The following is a 20,120-nucleotide window of genomic DNA, read 5'->3' as shown; positions in this document are numbered from 1 at the left end:
CATCGTTCTGAAATATCTTGATATAATCCATAACATCATATCCAATTCAGAAAAACTTGTAAAGGAAAAATAGAACTTATCTCCTCAAGCTATTTAATTGTATTTCCATCTGCGGGTTTGTTTCCGGATTGTTTAGCGGATTTATTTCTGAACTTATTAGCTTTTTCTTCCCCTTGATTATTGTTCATTGGAGGTATTCCCTGCCGGTCATTCATTCCACCCCGACTTCCACCTCCGGGCATACCCTGGTTTCCATTCATCCCCCCTTGCTCCATTCCGCCGGGCATTCCTTGACCACCGTTCATACCACCCTGACCTCTGCCATCGGGCATCGCCTGGTTGCCATTATTCATTGGAGGCATTCCCTGATTGCCATTATTCATTGGGGGCATTCCCTGATTGCTATTATTCATTGGGGGCATTCCCATGCCATTATCACTGGGAGGATTGCCGGGGAAGTTATTGCCATCCCCACCGGGGAATCCGCCCCTATCTCCGGGCATACCCTGCATACCGTTTTGACCACCATTAAAGCCTCCGTTTGGAGGGCCGCCCTGCGGACCGCCGCCATTCTGGCCTCCATTTTGTCCGCCGTTAAAGCCTCCATTTGGAGCAGCTCCCTGTGGGCCGCCATGGCCCATTCCGCCGCCCATAGCATTTCCATTTCCAATAGTATTAGCAATAGAACTTACGGTAAATTCTTCAGTAGTATCTCCTATAGAAAGCTTATAGCTCTGATTATTGCTAAGCTCCGGAGAGGAGAACAGCACTACACCGTAGCTGTTTAGCAAATCGGAAACATTGAAGATTTCTTTTTCCTTGCTGTCAGTAATTTTAATTGTGCTTCCCGCATTTTGATTATTGCTGAGATAATCTACCATAAAGGCCTGGGTAGAGCTGTTTCCGTCAAAGGTCTGGAACATTTCGTTGTTTCCGGCTACCAAAACCGTACCTCCGGTAATGGTTCCTGTTCCATTGTAATCTAAAGGTCCGTTTCCGTGTCCGGCGCCATCTACTATAAGAGTTCCGCCGCTAATGTTTAAGTCTCCGTTGGAATCCAGACCGTCACCTCCTGCATTTACCCGAAGGGTACCGCCATTGATATTGATATATACTCCTTCCTGTGCCGCAAATTCGTTTCCGGAACTGTTATCGCTGGCCGCATTTAAACCGTCGTCCTGAGACTTTACGGTAATCGTACCTCCATTAATATCAATAGAAGCGCCCTCCAGTCCCTCATTGGAGTTCTCAATATTTACGTTTCCTTCATTTACCACCAGCTTACCGTCTGCATGCATACCGTCATCAGAAACGGAAAGGCTATAGCTTCCTTTAGATACCGTCATATCTCCATTGGTGTTAAAGCCGTCCTGTCCTGCAGTAATCGTAAAGCTTCCGTCATTAATGATCAGATTGTCCTTACCGTTAATACCGTGCTTTGTCGCTTCAACAGTATAGTTTCCGCCTTCAATCGTTAAGCTGTCTTTACCATGAATTCCGTCCTCATAATTTCCTTTGACGTCCAGACTACCGCTTCCGCTTAATATTAAATCGGATTTACTGTAAATTGCCGCATTGGGAATATCCTCTGTCTTATTATTGGAAGAATTGGAATTGCTGTCTTCTGTGGTATTGGCTTCTCTAAGATCCTCTACGGAGTTCTTGGAATTCTCTGCCAAGGTTAAAGTGAAATCCCCTGAGGTCTTCACATAAATCGGAGCTGTTTCCTTATTGCTGATGCTGAAGTTATCCAAAATCAAATTGACCTTATGTGTATCTCCCGCCGCAATCACCACCTGACCGTCCTCCAAATTTCCGGAAAGTCTGTAGTTCCCCGCAGCGGAAATGGTAATGGTTTTCCCCTCTACAGAAACGCCATTTCCGTTTGTTTTAATCTCTCCGTTTTCCACGGTAATCTTGGTTTCCCTTCCCGTAGACTTTTCCGCTGGCTTTTGGCTTGTAGCTTGTGTATTATTGCTCACTGTTTTATTCTGTGCCGCATTGGCTGTACTTCCACAGGCCACCATAATGCTACTTAATCCCAGACCTAAAGCCAAGGCTGCAAGCTTATTGTAATTTACCTTCATTTTCTTCTTCATTTTTTTCTTTTCCTTTCTGTGCTCTTTAGATAAATAATTCTCCCTAAAATAATTCTTCTTCATTTTTCCATAGATTCCTTTTTTCATCCTTTTCTTGTTCCCAAAAAGAATATGTTCTGCTTTTTCAATTTCAACATCTCCTTTCTTTTTGAGATAGCCCCAGTATAGAAAGCTTTACTGAAATGAAACTGAAAGAATGTCAGAAAGTTTCAAACATGAAAAAAAGACCGATAAATCCGTATGAGCCGAATTTATCGATCTTTTTGCTGATTTTTTATCTATAAAATTGAAGAAAAGAAAATTATTTTGTGTATCTTCCGTATCCGTATGGCTTCTTGTAGAAAACATCGTGCTCTCGAACAAAGTCACCGGTTCTGGTACAGTGGATAATGGTTCCATTTCCGGAATAAATGCCCACATGATAAATGGTACTTGGGGAGGAACCGTAAAATACTAAATCACCGGGCTGTAACTCTTCCGCGGAAATCTTCTGCGCAGAAGCATACTGGGAACGGGAATCTCTGGGGATGGAAATACCGAATTTCTTAAATACCTCCTGGGTAAATCCGGAACAATCCGCACCGGTACTAAGAGAAGTTCCTGCCACCTTATAGGGAAGTACTGCAATGAAGGAACGGGCATAGCTGATTAACTCTGTTGCCTCGGACTTCTTTAAATCCTGTGCACTGTTTCCAACATTTCCACTGAAATTCTCAGCCTTATTCTTAGCAGGTTTTTCCGTTGCAAGATTGCTGTCCCCTTCCACTACAGGTCCGGAATAAGATCCGGAAAGCTCCAGAACATCCTGCCCACTCTTCTTTTCTTCCTTTTCACCGGACTTCTTGGTCCCGGAGCTCTTCTTCTCCACAGAAGGCTTCTGGTTTTCCTGATCGGAAACTGCAGTTCCTAAATCCAAATCAGAACCCATCACATCAATGGTTCCGGAGCTGGATTCATTCTTGCCGTTGGTATAGACTCCCACTTCTCCGATAGCCTTCACCTGCACAACACCATTCTTAAGCCAGGCACCGGTAGTATCTACCTTATAGCCTTCTACTGTAGTGTTGGACTTTAACCATCCGTTAGCATCAAAATAATAGCATTCCGCAATACCGTCTCCGTTACCGTCAATCCAAGCCCAGGTAGACTTTGGATAGGTTCCATCCTGATGATTGTACCACCATTTATTGCTGTTCTTGCCGTTTCCCTTCTGCCAACGACCTGCATAAGCCGGGATGGCAGAAAAAAGAGAAATCAGACAAATAGAGTTCACTACTAAAATTTTCCAATTCTTCTTCATTTTCTTTTCCTTTTTTAATAAAACGATACCTCTGCATGATAAAGCATAGCTTCTCTTTTCGCAAGTTCGAAATGAGATTTGTAAGCTAATCCGGGGAAATGTTAGGATTTTGTAATAATTTGAATGATTAGGCCATGGGGCAGACAAACAATAGGTAGGTCCGGATTTTCCTCACTGATGGCAGGGGTCCGTACACAGATTTGATTATTACAGTTAGATTCGGTACAAAGTACCTTTCCATCCTTAATTTCTATAAAGTTCACCTCATGTTTTGCAGGATTTACCTCATCTTCAGAAAGGGATGCCAGATTTTCCTTAAAGTCCACTTCTCTGGCCTCGTTATTCATAATCAAAATTTTGCTGTTTTCCGAGAGATTTTTTTCAATCAGAACAATTCCGTTTTTTAAAATCTGTACCTTTCTTGAATCCTTTTTAGCAAAAGCCTTTGGAAGAAAAAAAGATAAAGCTGCCATCAGACATACAAGAAGAAGAATGATAAGGACTCTCTTTTGTTCCTTTCTCTTCTCCCCTTCCGGTGAACCATTCTTATCCGCCAAGTTCTGCTTTTCCTTTGCTTCAGAAGGCTCCGGCTCCATGCTTGTTTTCTTTTCTTCCTTTTCCTGCACTTCCATATCTTTTTCAACTCCCTATTTTATCTATCGACCGTTTTACTCAAAAAAAAATCACCAATGAAACGAGATATCGCACACTTTGCAATCGATACTCGTTATGAATAAAAAAGCAGGGAAGCCTACTCTGCTTCCCCGCTAAAGAGAGGCCACAAACCAGACTTGAACTGGTGACCTTCTGATTACGAATCAGATGCACTACCGACTGTGCTATTGTGGCATCCCCCGCAGTATAGCACAGCTTCTTTCTCCATGGCAAGAGCGAAATACAAGCTTATTCCGGTTCTACGATACAAAAACTTCAAGCTTATTTCGCTCTAAAGCTACAGAAACTGTAAGCTTACTCCAACTCAAAGGCTCCGGTATAAAGCTGATAGTACTTTCCTTTTGCGGCAATCAAATCCTTATGACTGCCTCGCTCAATAATTTCTCCCTGTTCCAAAACCATGATAACATCAGAGTTTTGAACTGTGGAAAGTCTATGGGCAATGACAAAAACGGTTCTTCCTGCCATTAAAGCATCCATACCCTTTTGAACAATAGCCTCCGTTCTGGTGTCAATAGAGCTGGTAGCTTCATCCATGATTAAAACAGGGGGATCATTTACCGCCGCCCTGGCAATGGACAAGAGCTGTCTCTGCCCCTGAGAAAGATTGCCTCCATTTGCACTTAATTCCGTATCATAGCCCTTAGGGAGTCTCGTAATAAAATCATCCGCTCCCGCAAGCTTTGCCGCCGCAATACACTCTTCGTCAGAAGCATCCAGCTTTGCGTAACGGATATTTTCCATTACAGTTCCGGTAAAGAGTACGGTATCCTGCAAAATTACCGCAATGGATCTTCTTAAATCCGAAATGGCAATATCCCGGATATTAATGCCGTCGTAGATTATCTCTCCTTTTTGAATATCATAGAAACGATTCAAAAGGTTGGTGATGGTGGTTTTTCCCGCACCGGTGGCTCCTACAAAGGCTACTTTTTCTCCCGGTCTTGCAAAAACATCAATATTCCTTAGAATTTGGCGCTTTCCGTCATAGGAAAAATCCACTCCCTTTAACTCCATATCCCCTTTTAGTTCTTTCAGGGAAATGCTTCCGTCCGGTAAAATACTCTTCCAAGCCCAGAGCTCTGTTCTCTTATTGCTTTCTACCAAACGGTCTCCCTCATGGGAGCAATTTACAAGGCAAACTTTTCCTTCATCCTCTTCCACCTCTTCATCAATCATTTGATAAACTCTATCCGCACCGGCAACACCCATAACCACGGCATTGACTTCAGAGGAAATCTGTCCTATTACACCGGCAAACTGCTTGGTCATATTCAGAAAGGGGATGACAATGGCAATACTTAAGCCTAATCCGGAAATGGAAATGTTCGGTGCATGGAAAGCCAAAAGTGCGCCTCCCACAATGGCAACCAAAACATAAAGGATATTTCCGATATTGTTTAAGATCGGCATAATCACATTGGAGTAACGGTTGGCTTCGTTGGAAACCCGGAACAGTTCATCATTATAGCGGTCAAAATCCTGAATACTCTTCTCCTCATGGTTAAAGACCTTAACCACCTTCTGTCCATTCATCATTTCCTGAATAAAGCCTTCGGAACGAGCCAGCTCCTCCTGTTGACGAACAAAGTAATGGCTGGACTTTCCTCCAATTACCTTAATGATTCGAAGCATAATGAAGGAGCCTAAAAGCACCATAAGGCTAAGCCAAAGGGAGTAATACAGCATGATGGAAACTACCGTAATCACCGTAATCAAAGAAGAAATGGCCTGAGGAATACAGATAGAGATAAACTGTCTCATAGCATCAATATCATTGGTATAATGACTCATGATGTCCCCGGTTTTGTTTTGGTCGAAAAAGGCAATAGGCAGATCCTGCATATGATTAAAGAGTTTCTGTCGATACTGTTTTAAAGATCCCTGGGTAATGGTCGCCATGTTCATATTGTAGCAATAGGCACAAAACAGTGAGATAGTATAAAATACCAGTAAAATACAAACCAGTTTAAAAATATCGGAAGATACCCCATCCCAGTTTCCATCCTTATAAACCGTCTCAATCAAACTGATAATTTTTTGCTGGAAAATAGCCGGTATAGAGGTTACCACCGCATTGATTACAATAAACAAAAGGGTAAGAGGAAGAAGGGTGGGATAAAAGGAAAATAAGTCCTTCATGATTCTTCCTAAGGTTTTCATAAAATTCTTTGTTCTTCCCTTATTCTCCATCCTCTACCTCCTTTCTATTCTGGGACTCATAGGTTTCTCTGTAAATGGGAGAATTCTCCATAAGTTCCTCATGGGTACCTCTGGCAATAATTTCTCCCTTGTCCATGATTAGAATCTGATCTGCATCCATTACAGAGGAAACTCTTTGTGCAATTATAATTTTGGTGGTATCCGGAATAAATTCTTTAAAGCCCTTTCGAATAAAAGCATCGGTTTTGGTATCCACCGCAGAAGTAGAGTCATCCAAAATTAAAATCTTGGGTTTCTTCAGCAAAGCTCTGGCTATACAAAGTCTTTGCTTCTGCCCTCCGGAGAAATTGCTTCCTCCCTGCTCCACATGGCTTTCATATCCGTCCTTCATTCTTTCAATAAATTCAGCAGCCTGAGAAAGTCTGCAGGCCTCTTCCAACTCAACCTGGCTGGCCTTTGGATTTCCCCAGCGAAGATTCTCCGCCACCGTTCCGGAAAAGAGAATATTCTTTTGTAATACCACAGCCACCTGATCTCTTAAAGCTTGAATATCGTATTTTCGAACATCCTCACCGCCAACCAACACCTCTCCCTCCGTTACATCATAGAGACGGGAAATCAACTGGGTAAGAGAAGATTTTGCAGAACCTGTTCCTCCCAAGATCCCTACGGTTTGTCCGGAGGAAATATGAAGGGAAATATCTGTTAAAACATTCTTTTTTGCATCCTTGGAATACTTAAAGTATACATGATTAAAATCAATAGAGCCGTCCTTTACTTCCTTAATACCATTTTCAGGATTCTTCATGGTACTGTCTTCCGTTAAAACCTCTGCAATTCTTCGAGAGGAGGCAGCGGAAATTACCACCATCACAAAGACCATGGCCACCAACATAAGGCTGGAAAGAATCTGATAGCTGTAGGTTAAAAGAGCTGAAAGCTGTCCTACATCCAAATCAACACCACCGGTGCTGACTACCAGATAGGAACCGAAGCTTAAGACAAAGATAACCACCACAAAAAGACAAAATTGCATCAAAGGGTTGGCAATGGCAATCAGTTTTTCTGCAGAAATAAAGTCCTTTGCCAAAGACTCTGCCTTTTCATTAAACTTCTCTTTCTCGAAGTCTTCTCGGACATAGGTTTTCACTACCCGCATTCCCTGGATATTCTCTTCCACAGACTCATTTAAGGCATCGTATCGCTTAAAGATTTCGTTGAAAATCTTCATAGCTTTTTTGGTAATAATGATTAAACCGATAGCCAAAATAGGAATCACAAAACAGAAAATAATGGCCATCCTGCCCCCCATAATAAAGGCTGCAGCAAAGGAAAAGACCATCATCAAAGGTCCTCTGAATGCGGTACGCACCAGCATCATATAGGCCATCTGCACATTGCTGATATCCGTGGTTAATCTGGTTACCAAAGAAGCGCTTTCAAAGCGGTCAATATTCTCGAAAGAAAAACCTTGAATCCTTTGAAACATATCTCTTCGGATATTCCGAGCAAAACCGGTAGAGGCGGAAGCTGCAAAATTCCCTGCCCAAAGGCCGAAAAGAAGGGAAAGTATGGCCATCACCACCAGGATTAATCCGTAATGAAGAATCATCTGCATGGAGGCATTTTCCTTCATTCTGTTCACTAATTGAGCAGTAAAAAAAGGAATCATACATTCCAGAATGACTTCTCCTGTAACCAATAGCGGACAAAGTATGGAGTCTTTTTTAAATTCACGAATGGATTTTGATAGGATTTTCAATACCTGTATTTTATCTTCCTGCATGACTTTTTCCTCTTGCACTATTTCTCCCTCCTTCTCTTACTATACATGGAATTTACTATACACTGCTTTACACTGTGCTTTCTCTATGTAGCGCATATTCTACTACTTACGCTTCTGTTTACTGTTTGATTTTTCTAAACTTTGCAATTTTATGGATAATTTAACAACTTGTCAAGCGTAGGCAAAATTCAATTCTCCGCTCCCTGAAATTGGCTTTCATATAGGTTCTTATAAAAACCTTTCTGCTGTAAAAGTTCTTCATGACTTCCCTTTTCGATGACATTACCATCCTTCATCACCAGGATGCAATCCGCATTTTGAATCGTAGAAAGACGATGAGCCACAATAAAAGCGGTTCTACCCTTTAGCATTTCCCGAAAAGCTCTTTGTACCTTCTCTTCCGTTCTGGTATCAATGGAGCTGGTAGCTTCATCCAAAATTAAAATGGCCGGATCCCTTAACATCACTCTGGCAATACAGAGGAGCTGTTTCTGTCCCTGGGAAAGATTGCCTCCGTCCTCCGGAAGGATTGTATCGTAGCCTTTTGCAAGCTGTAAAATAAAATGATGGCAGCCTGCCCGTTTAGCTGCTTCCATAACCTCTTCTCTACTCTTCTCCGGAGAACCGTAACGAATATTTTCCAAAACCGTATCCGACTTTAACCAGCTATCCTGTAAAACCATGCCATATACAGAACGCAGGCTATGATCGGAAAGGCTGCCATAGGGTATTCCGTCAATCGCAATGCTTCCCTGATTCGGTTCATAAAATCGCATCAAAAGATTAATTAAGGTTGTTTTTCCGCATCCTGTGGGGCCAACAATAGCAATATTTTGTCCGGATTGTACGGAAAGGCTCAAATCTTGAATCAGCTTTTGCTCCTTCGTGTATGAGAAATACAATCCGGAAAGCTCCAAGCATCCTTCCACAGGCTTTGGTAATTCCCTTATCTCCGCCTTTGGCATCATCTCCTCTTCTTCCAAAAAGTCAAAAACCCTGGATGCGGCAGCTAAAGCATTTTGAATTTCCGTAATCACGGAAGTAATGTCATTAAAGGGCTTAGCATACTGGGTGGCATAAGCCAATAAAGAGGATAACTGCCCAATACTTAAGGTCCCTTGTAAGCAAAACATAGCTCCAACTCCCCCAACCAAAGCATAGCCTAAAGCATTTAAAAAACGGGTAAAGGGGTTAACCAAAGAGCTGTAGAAATTTGCTTGCATACTATATCGGGAAAGTCTTTCATTTTTCTCCTGATACAAAGTCTCCTTTGGGGCATCCTGCATAAAGGCCTTCAGAAGCTTCGCATTTCCGATAGCCTCCGTACTGAAGGCAGCAATTTCTCCTCTGCTCTTAGACTGATTCTGAAAATACAGGTAAGCGCGCTTGGATATAAACTTTGCGATAAAAAAGGAAAGAGGTGTCAGCGCCAAAAGGATCAGAGCAATTCTCCATTCCAGAAGAAAAAGAAAAAATGCAGTTTCCAAAATACTGAACACCGCCTGCAAAAACTGATTCAGTAGAACAAATAATCCCTGTGAAATCTGTTCTATGTCTGTAGTTAAACGGCTTAAAATCTCCCCGGGCTCCTTGGAATCGATGGAGGATAAAGGAACGGCTTGAATATGAGAAAAAGCCTTCTTCCGTAAATCTTCAATCACATGAAAGCTTAAATAGGTATTCACTTGGTTCATTACCCACTGGAAAACCACTGCCAGGATAAGCACGATAAACATAAGTTTTAAAATCTGTCCCAATCCGGCAAAATCCACTGTAGATTTTCCGGCAATCTTATCTATGGCTTTTCCCAAAAGGATAGGAAGAAAGAGGGAAAATACTACGTAGAGAAAAGCTGAAATAATGGAAAGAAGCAAGCTGAATTTATAAGGTTTGATGAAGGCGAAAAGTTTCCAAAAAGACTCACCTGCAGTTCCGTTTTGCCTGGTCATATTACGCCTCCTTTCCTTGCTTCTGAGAAGCACAAATTTCCTGATATACAGAACAATTCTCCATAAGTTCCTGATGACTTCCCAGCCCGATTAACTTACCTTGATCTAAAACCAGAATCTTTGGGAAATGCCTGATACTGGATACTCTTTGGGAGATTACCAAAAGGCTTTTTTCCCCTTGATATCCTTCCAATGCTGTTCGCAACTTTCTTTCTGTCAGCATATCCAATGCGGAGGAGGAATCATCCAAAATTAAAAGCTTGGAATCCCCAACCAAAGCTCTTGCAATAGAAAGTCTTTGTCTTTGTCCACCGGAAAAATTTTTTCCTTCTATACTGACAGGCAAATCCAAGCCCTCTCCCTTTTCCTCTACAAAATCTTTTCCCTGGGCTATTTCCAAAGCTTTCCAAAGCTCTTCATCCTTTGCCTCCCTCTTTCTCCAAAGAAGATTTTCTTTAAGGGTTCCGGAAAAAAGTACCGCCTTCTGAGGGACATAAGCAATACTTTCTCTAAGTTCTCTTTTCGAATAATCTCTTAAATTCTTTCCCCAAAGGAAAATTTCTCCCTCATAATCCGCGTAAAATCCACAAATTAGAGATATCAAGGTGGATTTTCCGGATCCTGTACCACCGATAATCCCTAAGCTTTCCCCTTCTTTTAAAGAAAAACTGATATCGGAAAGAGCCCTCTCCTCTCCGACTTCATAGGAAAAAGAAAGATTCTTTAGAAGGATACCGGCCATGTTTGAGTCAGAAGAAGCATTTGCATCAAACTCCTGCTTTTGCACTTTCTCTGTGGCTTGATTTCTTGTTGAAAGAGTAGCTGCTTCCTTATCGTCAACAGACTGATCTTCTTCGTTCTTTCGCTCCATCACCTCTTTAATTCTGCTAATACTGGCATAAGCTTTAACCATCAAAATAATCAGATTGGCAAGCTTAAGAAGCTCCAGCAAAATTTGGCTCATATAGTTGGTCAGAGCCACCACATTTCCTTGAAAAAGTCTGCCATCATTTACCATCTTGGAGGAAAAATACAGAATTCCCATAAGCCCAAACTGAATCAGCAGCATGCTCATCGGATTTAGTAATGCAGATATTTTTCCTACTGCAATCTGTACCTTGGTATAATCTTGGTTTTTTTCTAAAAACTCCTCTTCTTCCTTTTCTTCCTGACAGAAAGCCCGTACCACACGGATTCCCATAATATTTTCTCTGTATTTCCTTGTGATGTTTTCCAGACTTACTTGAATCCTTTTGTAAAAGGGCATGGTAAGAGCCATGATGCCAAAAACCACAATAGATAAAAGAAGCAAAACAAATAAGAATAAAACTGAGAGCCTGGCATTCATTCGAAAAGCCATAATACAGGCTCCCACAACGATAAAGGGAGAACGCATCAAAAGCCTGAGTACCATATTTACCGTAGACTCAATTTGGAAGATGTCCGGACCGATTCTGGTAATTAAGGAAGATGCGGAAAGCTCATTGTAATCTCTATAGGGTAAGGAAAGAATTTTGTGAAACAAGTCTCTTCGATAGGACTTCCCAACCACCATAGCCACCTCTGCCGCAAAATACTGGGCAATCACGGCGGTAAGACATCCTACACAGGCTAAGGCCAGGAGCAGAAAAAGACTATGCCATATTACAGCAAGATTCTCTTTACGAATTCCCTGATCAATCATTCTGGCAATGACTAAAGGAACAAAAAGCTCAAACATGCTTTCCAGACACTTAAACAGAGGGGCCAAAATGCTTTTCCCCTTCACTTTTTCCATATAGGACAGTATTCTTCTCATGGTACTACTCCTCTTACTATACCCTTTTATCCTTCTTTATGAAAATAATGATCCAACACCTTTCTGGCAATAGGCGCTGCGGTCTTTCCGCCGGTTTCTCCTTCTTCCACAATGACGGATATAGCAATCTCCGGATCCTCCATAGGGGCAAAGCCTACAAACCAGGCATTAGTCTTCAGTTCATTTCCCACCTTCACCTGGGCAGAACCGGTTTTTCCGCAAACCTTATAGGCATCCGTCTCTAAAGCACTGGCGGTTCCCTCCGTGACTACCTTTCTCATAAACTGCTTTAATGCATCACTTTCCCCTTGGGAAAGCAGGCTATGACTCTCCCCATAAGGGAACTCCTTTACCGTTGTGCCATTGGCATTCTGTACTGAAGCAAGAAGGCTTGGATAGACCAGATTTCCTCCATTGGCAATGGCGGAAACCATACATAGGTTTTGCAGAGGAGTACAAAGGGTAGCCCCCTGTCCGATAGCGGTTTGCATCTTGTCCCAAACATCCGCATTCTCCGCTAAAGTGAATTGCCCTGCATTGGCAGACAAACCAATATCTATTTTTTGATTATAGTAGAAGCTTTCCGCTAAAGCCTTTAATCGAATCGGATCAATCTCCGTTCCCAGCTTGGCAAAGGCAGAGTTACAGGAATCCGCAATGGCCGATTCCAAATCCACCTTTCCGTGAACCTCTCCGTTATAACAATGCACCACATAGGAGGAGTTCTCCGGGTCCACATATTCACCCTTGCAGGTATAACTAAAGCTCTGCCAATCCGCGGGATGCTCTCGAATATACTCCAACGCCATCAAAAGCTTAAAGGTTGAGCCGGGAGGATAAAGTCCCTGGGTAGCCCTGTTCAGAAGATTTCCGTCTTTGTTGTCGGAGGAAGTTAAGGCCTCCCAGTTGTTTTGGATATCCTCTTCTGTAAAGGAAGGTGCGGAAACCATCGCCAGAATTCTTCCGGTCTTGGGATTCATACAAACAATGCTTCCCTTCTTATCCTTTAGTAAAGAATAGGCAAGAGACTGCAAAGAGGAATTCAAGCTAAGCACCACTGAATCTCCCGGATTCTTGATTTCCTCTGCCTGATTAATGATTTTTTGTAAGGGGTTAATACTGGAACGGCTCAGATAAAAGTTCGCCATGGACTCCACCCCGGTTTTCCCCTTACTGCTATAGCCGATAGGATGGGAAAAGGCAATTCCCTCCGGATATACTCTTTTCTCTCCGCCATCCCCGTTTTCCGTTTTCGCCAAAATCTTTCCGTCAGAAGATAAAATACTGCCTCTGATAACCTTGGAAGAAAGATAATCAATTCTGGCATTGTAGGGGCTGGAAATCTGATTCGGAGCCAAGACCAGCATAAAATAACAAAAATATACAATCATGGAAAAGAAAAGCAGGACAAAGAAATAGGTAATTCCCTTCATCTCCCTGTTGCTTGGCTTTCTTCTGGAATTATTATACTTTTTCATAATTTACCCTTCTTCCGGAATTTCTCAGCTTATTCATAAATGGCTCTTCTCCTCTTTCCCTTCGGTGCCTGCTGTTCTTCTTCCTCTTCATCCATGGCATCTTCCTTTCCTTGGATAACAAAGAGAGATTGGAAGATGGCAAAAAGAATACAACTGGAAATCATACTGGAACCGCCATAGCTGACAAAGGGCAAAGTCACTCCCGTGGAGGGGATAAATTTTATGGCTCCACCGATGGTTAAAAAGACCTGCATCACATAAATCACACTCAGTCCGATACAGATGAGTTTATAAAAAAGGCTTTCCATATCCATTCCCATCATCATCATTTGCATAAAACAGGAAAGACAGACGAGAATCAGGCAAATCGCTACAATTCCTCCCATCTCTTCGGACAAAGCAGAGAAAATAAAATCATTTTCCACGATGGGAATTTTGTTAGGCAATCCTTGAAAAAGACCAAGTCCCAAAAATCCCCCCGTACCGATGGCAAAGAGAGACTGGGTAATCTGATATCCCTTCCCCGCAATATCCTTCCAAGGATCCAAAAAGGCAAATACTCTGGTACGCACATGAGAAAAAAGATGGTAGGACACAAAGCCTGCCAATGCAGATAGACCAAAGCCTAAGGCAAGATACAAAAATTGACTGCTGGCCACATAAAGCATAAACAAAAAGGCCATAAATAGGATTAGAGCAGAGCCTAAGTCCTTACACAGCACCAACACAATGCCGTGGAGCATAGCCACTATTGCCGCCTTGTATATCCCCCTTTGATTTTGTTCCTCCGATAAAAATCCCGCAACGGAGAAGACAAAGCTGATTTTAACAAATTCGGAAGCCTGGAAGGAAAAGCCGAAGAAATTCAAACTCATCTTGGCACCAAAGCTTACCCGTCCTACAATCAGGACCAAGGAAAGCAGGAAAATCCCCAGTACCGCAAAGGCAATTCTTCCCTTTTGAAAATCCCAGATTTTATCGATGAAATAGGGAATAAGCAGGGCCAGAAGACTGGCTGCCACGGAAATGGCAAACTGCTTCATGGCCTTATCCGTATTTAATCTTTCCAGCATAATCCACCCTAAGGCCAAAAGAAGACACTGGTTATACAAGAGCGTCTCGCTAAAGGTAGGATAGATTTTCTTCCAAAGGAAGGGATAAAGCACAAGAAAACACAGCTCCGCCCCATACATCATCAGATAAAAGAAGTCCTTTGTATGGAAGAAAAGAACCCCATGACAAAGAAAATGTAAAAACAATAATATCTGGTATAGAAACTTTGCCAGTCTTCTTTTTCCATCCCCATAATCCAGGGACAGGTTTCGAAACAGACTGTAACAATACAGCAGCATCAATACCATACATACAATCTTTGTAAATGTACTAAAAAGACTACCCATCTTTTCTCCCCTACTCTATTCCTTTATGAAAATGTCCTCTGGTAAACTGCTTTAAAGGCCTTCCCTGAAAAAGATCCAGGATTTCCTTTTCCGATTCCACCGTAAAATCAAAGCGAAAAGAAGAAGCCCCAAGCCTTTCCACTTCCTTTTCCAGCCCCAGCAAGGATAAAACATCACTGTTATAGATTTGATTATAGCAGTATTTGCAATAGAGGCGAACCGGCATACTTTTATTCTGCCTATCCTGTAAAGACACCACATTGTTCCCTCTGGTACAGCCATTTCTGGTTTTTTCTATACAGTTGGCACTGACCATCATAGGCAGGTGCCCGTAGCAAAGAAGCTCCGTGGAGATTCCTCTGCTTCTTGCCCAATCCGAAAAGGCCATATCCTCCTGAAAACGAAACTCAATGGGAAAGCACATTTCTTTTGCTCCCAAGGATTCCCATACCTCCATGGCAGCCTGATTATAGCTATAGAGGGTATAGTCAAAGCAGGTTAAAAACTTCCTATCCGGAAAATCCTGCAACATTGCCACCTGATCCAGGGTGCGAAGAAGAAAATGACTGAAGCCCTCTTCATTTTTCGCCTCTTCCATCCAATCCTTCGGGCTTCTTCCCCTGTCTTCCCTTCTTTGGATTCTTCGAAAACGAAGACCTGACCATTTTCCGCTGCTCTGAATCTCCCCGCGATATTTCAGGAGCTCTTCCTCGGAAAAGGCTCCCTCATCCAGATAAATTCCTTTGATAAAAGGGAATTGAAGCACCGCTTTAAGCTGTTCTCCTCTTTCTATGGAAACCCTAATTTCCCCTAAGTCTTTGATTCCGTCTATACTGCCCAAGAATAGCCTCCCTCATTTTCTCTACACCGTCTCTCCTTAATTGATTCAGGAAAGACAGGGGATAGAAAATATCTTCCTCCCCAAGAATCGAAAGTTCTTCCAGGGAAAATTCCGTATTCCCCATCTTCTTCATTTGTTTTGTAATCTGTTCTCTAGAAAGCACCTTTTCCTTGGCCTTTTCTACAGGCTGGCTTCCTTCTACGGAAACGGAAAGTCCATTTTCTCCCTCTAAGCTAAAATAGGGAACTTCGTCATAGGACAAATGCAAGCTTCCCTTCAAAGGAATCTTTCTTTCCCTCTCTTCCATTTCCTGCTTGAGTTTGGAAAGCACTTCTTCCTTTTCTTTTCGGAAAGGCTTTTCTCCGAAGGCAATCATGTCCTCTCCGTTATGTTGTTCTAAATAAGAGCTGTAGCCTCCTCTGTCATAAACCTCTTTTAAGAGGGCTATATCTTCCTCTGAGACCTTATAGGAACTCCCCTGAAGAGCCAAGTCCAGATATTTTCTGTAAATGGAGACCACTGTCCCTGTATATAGGGCGGACTTCATTCTACCCTCTATCTTTAAAGAATAAGCTCCTGCCTCCAGAAGCTCTTTAAGAAGATCCAGGGTAAACATATCCTTCATACTCAGATAGTTTCCCTTTTTCCCCTTACTGCTATAGCACAGTCTACAGGTTCCGGCGCATCTTCCCCGGTTTCCGGATCGTCCCCCCAGAAGAGAAGACATAAAACAAGCTCCGGAGTAGCTATAGCACATGGAACCATGAATAAAGACCTCTAACTCTAAGGGGGAAGCCTTGGCAATATCGGAAATATCCTCCAAATTGCATTCCCTGGAAAGTACAACCCTTTCCATGCCCAAGTTTTCCATTAAGCCCACAGCTTCTTTGGTGTGTACCGTCATCTGGGTGCTGGCATGTAGAGGAAGATCCGGATAGGCCTTAGCCAACATTTTCCCAATTCCCAGATCCTGAATAATTACCCCGTCCAAACCTGCTTCATAATAGGGATCCATATAACTATATAAGTCTTTTCTTTCACTCTCCTTAAAGAGAGTGTTTAAGGTCATATATATTTTTTTATTGTAAAGATGACAAAAATGAATGGCCTCCAAAAGCTCATCCTCTTCCGATAAGGAAGACTTGGCAAAGGCTCTTGCGGAATATTTTTGTCCTCCCATATAGATAGCATCCGCTCCGGCAAAAACAGCCACCTTGCATACTTCCAAGGAGGCTGCCGGGGCCAAAAGCTCTGCTTTATAAGGCTCTTTTTCTTTTAAATTTTCTTTGTTTTGGATTGGCATCCTTACTTACTCCATCCTTAGCTATAGCCAAATTCGGAAGAAACGGCTTCTCTTTAAACCCTAATTCCATATAGGGGATTATTCCTCTTTATTGCCTCCCTGATGAGATGACTTTTCATGAGAATTCTTTTCTTTCGCTTCCTTCTTTTCCAAAGCCAGAAGCTTCTTCTGGGTACTTTCCAATTCCTGTAACACCCCATCCAGCTTTAACTTGGTCTTTACCAAGTCGTGCTTATAGGAGTAGCTCTCACTTTTTTCCTGATCCAAAAGCTCCTGCATCTCCTCCACTTTCTTTCTTTCCTGAAAAAGCTCATCACAAATATTAATCTGAAGCAGAAGGGATCGAACCGATTCCTCCAGCTTATTATAATTCCACATTTCCTTACGAATGCTTTCAATTTTATGGTTCAAATAATCTGCCACATCATGAAGGTAAGACTCGGAATTCTCCCCACTTAGGACATAAATCTTTCCGTCAATAATGACTTGAATTGTCTTTTTATCTGCCATGTTCTCCACCTTTTCCTATGCTTCACTCAGTCCTAAATGTTGATACGCGTGTTTTGTTGCAATCCTCCCCCTGGGGGTTCTGTCTATCAGACCTTGTAAAATCAAATAGGGTTCTATCATATCCTCTAAGGTTCCCCGGTCTTCTCCCAGACTGGTGGCTAAAGTCTCCACCCCCACCGGTCCTCCGGAAAATTTCTCAATCAAGTTCCAAAGATACTGTCTGTCATAGGTATCCAAGCCTAAGGTATCCACATCCAGTAAGTCCAAGGCATCCTCTGCCACCTCCTTGTGAATAACACCATTATACTTGATTTCCGCAAAATCTCGTACCCTCTTTAGCAAACGATTGGCAAGCCTTGGGGTACCTCTGGAACGCAGGGCAATGCTTTTTGCTCCGCCTTTATCAATAGAAATGGAAAGTACCTTGGCACTTCGAAGGACGATCTCCTCCAACTCCTCTTCTTTATAAAACTCCAGCTTTCCGATAATCCCGAAACGATCCCGAAGAGGGGCGGAAAGAAGTCCTGCTCTGGTAGTCGCTCCCACTAAGGTAAAACGGGGTAAGTCCAGACGAATGGAACGGGTGCTACTTTCCTTCCCCAGCAGTACATCTATAGCAAAATCCTCCATAGCAGGGTAAAGCACTTCCTCCACCTGTCGATTCAGTCTATGGATTTCATCCACAAAGAGTACATCGCCTTCGGAAAGGTTATTGAGAATCGCCGCAATTTCTCCCGGTTTTTCTATAGCCGGTCCGGAGGTAATCTTACAGTGAACCCCCAATTCATTGGCAATAATATTGGAAATCGTAGTCTTTCCTAATCCCGGAGGGCCGTAAAAAAGGCAGTGATCCAGACTTTGCTTTCTTTTCTTAGCCGCTTCAATATAGATAGACAGGGTTTCCTTTAACTTTTCCTGTCCGATATAATCTTTCAAAAATTGAGGTCGAATCTTAGGATCAAAAGATAAATCCTCCTTACTCTCCTCTGTTTGTATCAGTTTTCTTTCCATAAAAATCCCTTACAACGCAAACTGTTTCAGGCTAAGCCGTAGCAAATCTTCGGCGGACTTTTCCTCATAATTCGGAATCTTTGTAATCCATCTTTTTGCTTCTATTGCCGAATATCCCAAGGAGACCAAGGCTTCCACCGCTTCCTCCACCGCTACGGAAGCAGTAGTCGTCACAACAGCTTCTTCTCCGGAAAATGTAATCTCTTCCTTAGGCACCTTATCCCGGAGCTCCACAATCAATCTTTCTGCAGACTTCTTCCCAAGTCCCGGAGCCTTCTGAATCTTCTTACTGTCATTACTGATAATCGCAAGAATCAACTCCTCCCTACTCATACAGGATAAAATCCCCAGGGCAGTCTTAGGGCCAATGCCGGAAACGGAAAGTAATTTGATGAAAAAATCCCTATCCCTTTCCTCCCAAAAGCCGAAAAGCTCCTGACTATCCTCTCGAACCGAAAAGTAGGTATGAAGAAGAATTTCCTCTCCCGTCTTAGGTGCTTTATCAAAAACAGAAGCAGGAATGCGAACCCCATATCCCAGTCCTCCTGCTTCTATTACCAACATATCCTCTTTTACTTCCCGTAAAATGCCATGTATAAATCGAATCATAATCTCTCCAATCCGCAATAGTCTAGCATAGATGCTTGATTTTCTCAATGGAGGGAAGAAAATTGCTTGGCTTTGCCATGGCTTTAAGCACTTGAAAGCAAATAGATGCAGTATGCTTATCCGGGTTAAATTGAGAACATAATTGCTGATAGGGATGAATATAATTCCTATATTCTCTTACTACATGGCTAAATTTCTTTATAACTTCTTTGATTATATCTAATTCATATGCTGAATTAATAAAATCGCTGAGTGTCCATTCATTGAATTTTTTTACTATTATACTGTTTTTATTCATAGGAGCAGATTTACTTTTATTAAATTTATCGGGATGCTTCTGTGCCATTCCTAACAAAATCCCCTCCATAACGCTCCCAATCAAAATAATAGATAAAAGCGAATTTCCAATTGAAATATTACGCGTAATCTCTACTATCCTGTTACTTAAAATTTCAGTAATAGAAGATTCCAAACCAATTTTTTCAACTGAAACATCAAATTTAGTATTCAAAAATTCATTTTCAGATATTTCTATTTTCTTTTCTTGCTTTTCTATAATTATTTTATCTAGCTTTTTAAAAGTAATGTCTCCATCATCTCTTATGACTTCCCATTTATCAAACGCTAAATATTGATTAAATTCTGCAATAAGCTTATCCAAGTATCCTATTCTACCTATGTAATTATTTACTGCAAAAATAGATTTTATACATTCATCTAATTTAGCTGATCCGTTAATCTTGTTCAATTGTTCATCCGTAAAAAAACATCTCGACGGAAAACCTTTACCATAAAAATTATTAAGGCCAAGTTCATTAAAAAAAGCGACTAGCATAGGGCCTGATTTATAATCATCTGTACTATCTCCATTTATAATATTTCTTAGTTTTTCTAATGTCTTTTTACATAAATACAAAACTTATCACGCTCCTTATATGCCAGTCTAGCAGCTATTGTATAAAGTCTAAATTTAGTATATAAATCGCACTCAACGAACAAATGCTTCTTGTTCAACAGTTTCTTAACAATCTAGTTTACACAAAATCCTTTACCATCTCTTCTATTTTTGTCTTACTTTAAAGAAAATCTCTTCAATAATAACACTAAGTGTCATACAAAGGCCACATACTGCCCCCATATGAATTCCTATTGATTTACCAAAATACTCTGTTCCGGACTTTGTAAGTTCATAGATAGG

At 41.8% G+C, this 20,120-nt stretch carries 16 protein-coding genes and 1 tRNA gene; all 17 read right to left on the bottom strand.

Annotated elements, in window-relative coordinates; genetic code table 11:
• Window positions 1–89: 89 nt before the first annotated feature.
• A complete protein-coding gene (locus ACO4PX_RS02255) occupies window positions 90–2,099 on the bottom strand; it encodes a carbohydrate-binding domain-containing protein (RefSeq protein ID WP_485571216.1) in 2,010 nt (669 codons plus the stop codon).
• 301 nt (window positions 2,100–2,400) lie between these two features.
• A complete protein-coding gene (locus tag ACO4PX_RS02250; protein ID WP_485571214.1) occupies window positions 2,401–3,399 on the bottom strand; it encodes a C40 family peptidase in 999 nt (332 codons plus the stop codon).
• 101 nt (window positions 3,400–3,500) lie between these two features.
• Window positions 3,501–4,031 (bottom strand): NusG domain II-containing protein, encoded by a 531-nt coding sequence (locus tag ACO4PX_RS02245; RefSeq protein WP_485571212.1) that lies wholly within the window; start codon window positions 4,029–4,031, stop codon window positions 3,501–3,503.
• A gap of 144 nt (window positions 4,032–4,175) precedes the next feature.
• Window positions 4,176–4,248, bottom strand: a tRNA-Thr gene (locus ACO4PX_RS02240).
• A gap of 120 nt (window positions 4,249–4,368) precedes the next feature.
• A complete protein-coding gene (locus ACO4PX_RS02235; RefSeq protein WP_485571210.1) occupies window positions 4,369–6,267 on the bottom strand; it encodes an ABC transporter ATP-binding protein in 1,899 nt (632 codons plus the stop codon).
• On the bottom strand, window positions 6,257–8,023 hold the full coding sequence (locus ACO4PX_RS02230) for an ABC transporter ATP-binding protein (protein ID WP_485571220.1): 1,767 nt from the start codon (window positions 8,021–8,023) through the stop codon (window positions 6,257–6,259). The genes ACO4PX_RS02235 and ACO4PX_RS02230 overlap by 11 nt, the downstream gene beginning before the upstream one ends.
• A 188-nt stretch (window positions 8,024–8,211) precedes the next feature.
• Window positions 8,212–9,972: an ABC transporter ATP-binding protein gene (locus tag ACO4PX_RS02225; RefSeq protein WP_485571208.1), complete on the bottom strand. Its 1,761-nt coding sequence runs from the start codon at window positions 9,970–9,972 to the stop codon at window positions 8,212–8,214.
• Window position 9,973: 1 nt separating this feature from the next.
• The gene (locus ACO4PX_RS02220) at window positions 9,974–11,770 is read right to left on the bottom strand and encodes an ABC transporter ATP-binding protein (protein WP_485571206.1); all 1,797 of its coding nucleotides are present in this window, start codon (window positions 11,768–11,770) and stop codon (window positions 9,974–9,976) included.
• Window positions 11,771–11,796: 26 nt separating this feature from the next.
• Complete coding sequence (locus ACO4PX_RS02215) at window positions 11,797–13,248, bottom strand: peptidoglycan D,D-transpeptidase FtsI family protein (RefSeq protein WP_485571204.1); 1,452 nt, start codon at window positions 13,246–13,248, stop codon at window positions 11,797–11,799.
• A 29-nt stretch (window positions 13,249–13,277) separates the two neighbouring features.
• On the bottom strand, window positions 13,278–14,648 hold the full coding sequence (locus tag ACO4PX_RS02210) for an FtsW/RodA/SpoVE family cell cycle protein (RefSeq protein ID WP_485571202.1): 1,371 nt from the start codon (window positions 14,646–14,648) through the stop codon (window positions 13,278–13,280).
• Window positions 14,649–14,658: 10 nt separating this feature from the next.
• Window positions 14,659–15,489 carry a hypothetical protein gene (locus ACO4PX_RS02205; RefSeq protein ID WP_485571200.1) on the bottom strand — a complete coding sequence of 277 codons (831 nt, stop codon included), beginning with the start codon at window positions 15,487–15,489 and terminating at the stop codon, window positions 14,659–14,661.
• Entirely contained in the window at window positions 15,449–16,792 is a 1,344-nt protein-coding gene (locus ACO4PX_RS02200; RefSeq protein WP_485571198.1) for a peptidase U32 family protein, read from the bottom strand. Before ACO4PX_RS02200 ends, ACO4PX_RS02205 begins: the two co-directional genes overlap by 41 nt.
• A 78-nt stretch (window positions 16,793–16,870) precedes the next feature.
• Complete coding sequence (locus ACO4PX_RS02195) at window positions 16,871–17,302, bottom strand: cell division protein ZapA (protein ID WP_485571196.1); 432 nt, start codon at window positions 17,300–17,302, stop codon at window positions 16,871–16,873.
• Between the two features lie 15 nt (window positions 17,303–17,317).
• On the bottom strand, window positions 17,318–18,313 hold the full coding sequence (ruvB, locus tag ACO4PX_RS02190) for a Holliday junction branch migration DNA helicase RuvB (protein ID WP_315270220.1): 996 nt from the start codon (window positions 18,311–18,313) through the stop codon (window positions 17,318–17,320).
• Window positions 18,314–18,322: 9 nt separating this feature from the next.
• Window positions 18,323–18,922 (bottom strand): Holliday junction branch migration protein RuvA, encoded by a 600-nt coding sequence (gene ruvA, locus ACO4PX_RS02185; protein WP_183684498.1) that lies wholly within the window; start codon window positions 18,920–18,922, stop codon window positions 18,323–18,325.
• 22 nt (window positions 18,923–18,944) lie between these two features.
• A complete protein-coding gene (locus ACO4PX_RS02180; protein WP_485571194.1) occupies window positions 18,945–19,838 on the bottom strand; it encodes a hypothetical protein in 894 nt (297 codons plus the stop codon).
• Between the two features lie 144 nt (window positions 19,839–19,982).
• Complete coding sequence (locus tag ACO4PX_RS02175) at window positions 19,983–20,117, bottom strand: DUF5963 family protein (protein WP_485571218.1); 135 nt, start codon at window positions 20,115–20,117, stop codon at window positions 19,983–19,985.
• Between the last annotated feature and the right edge of the window lie 3 nt (window positions 20,118–20,120).

It is taken from the genome of Oribacterium sp., from assembly GCF_057249185.1.
This window is presented reverse-complemented; position numbering and strand designations above follow the sequence as displayed.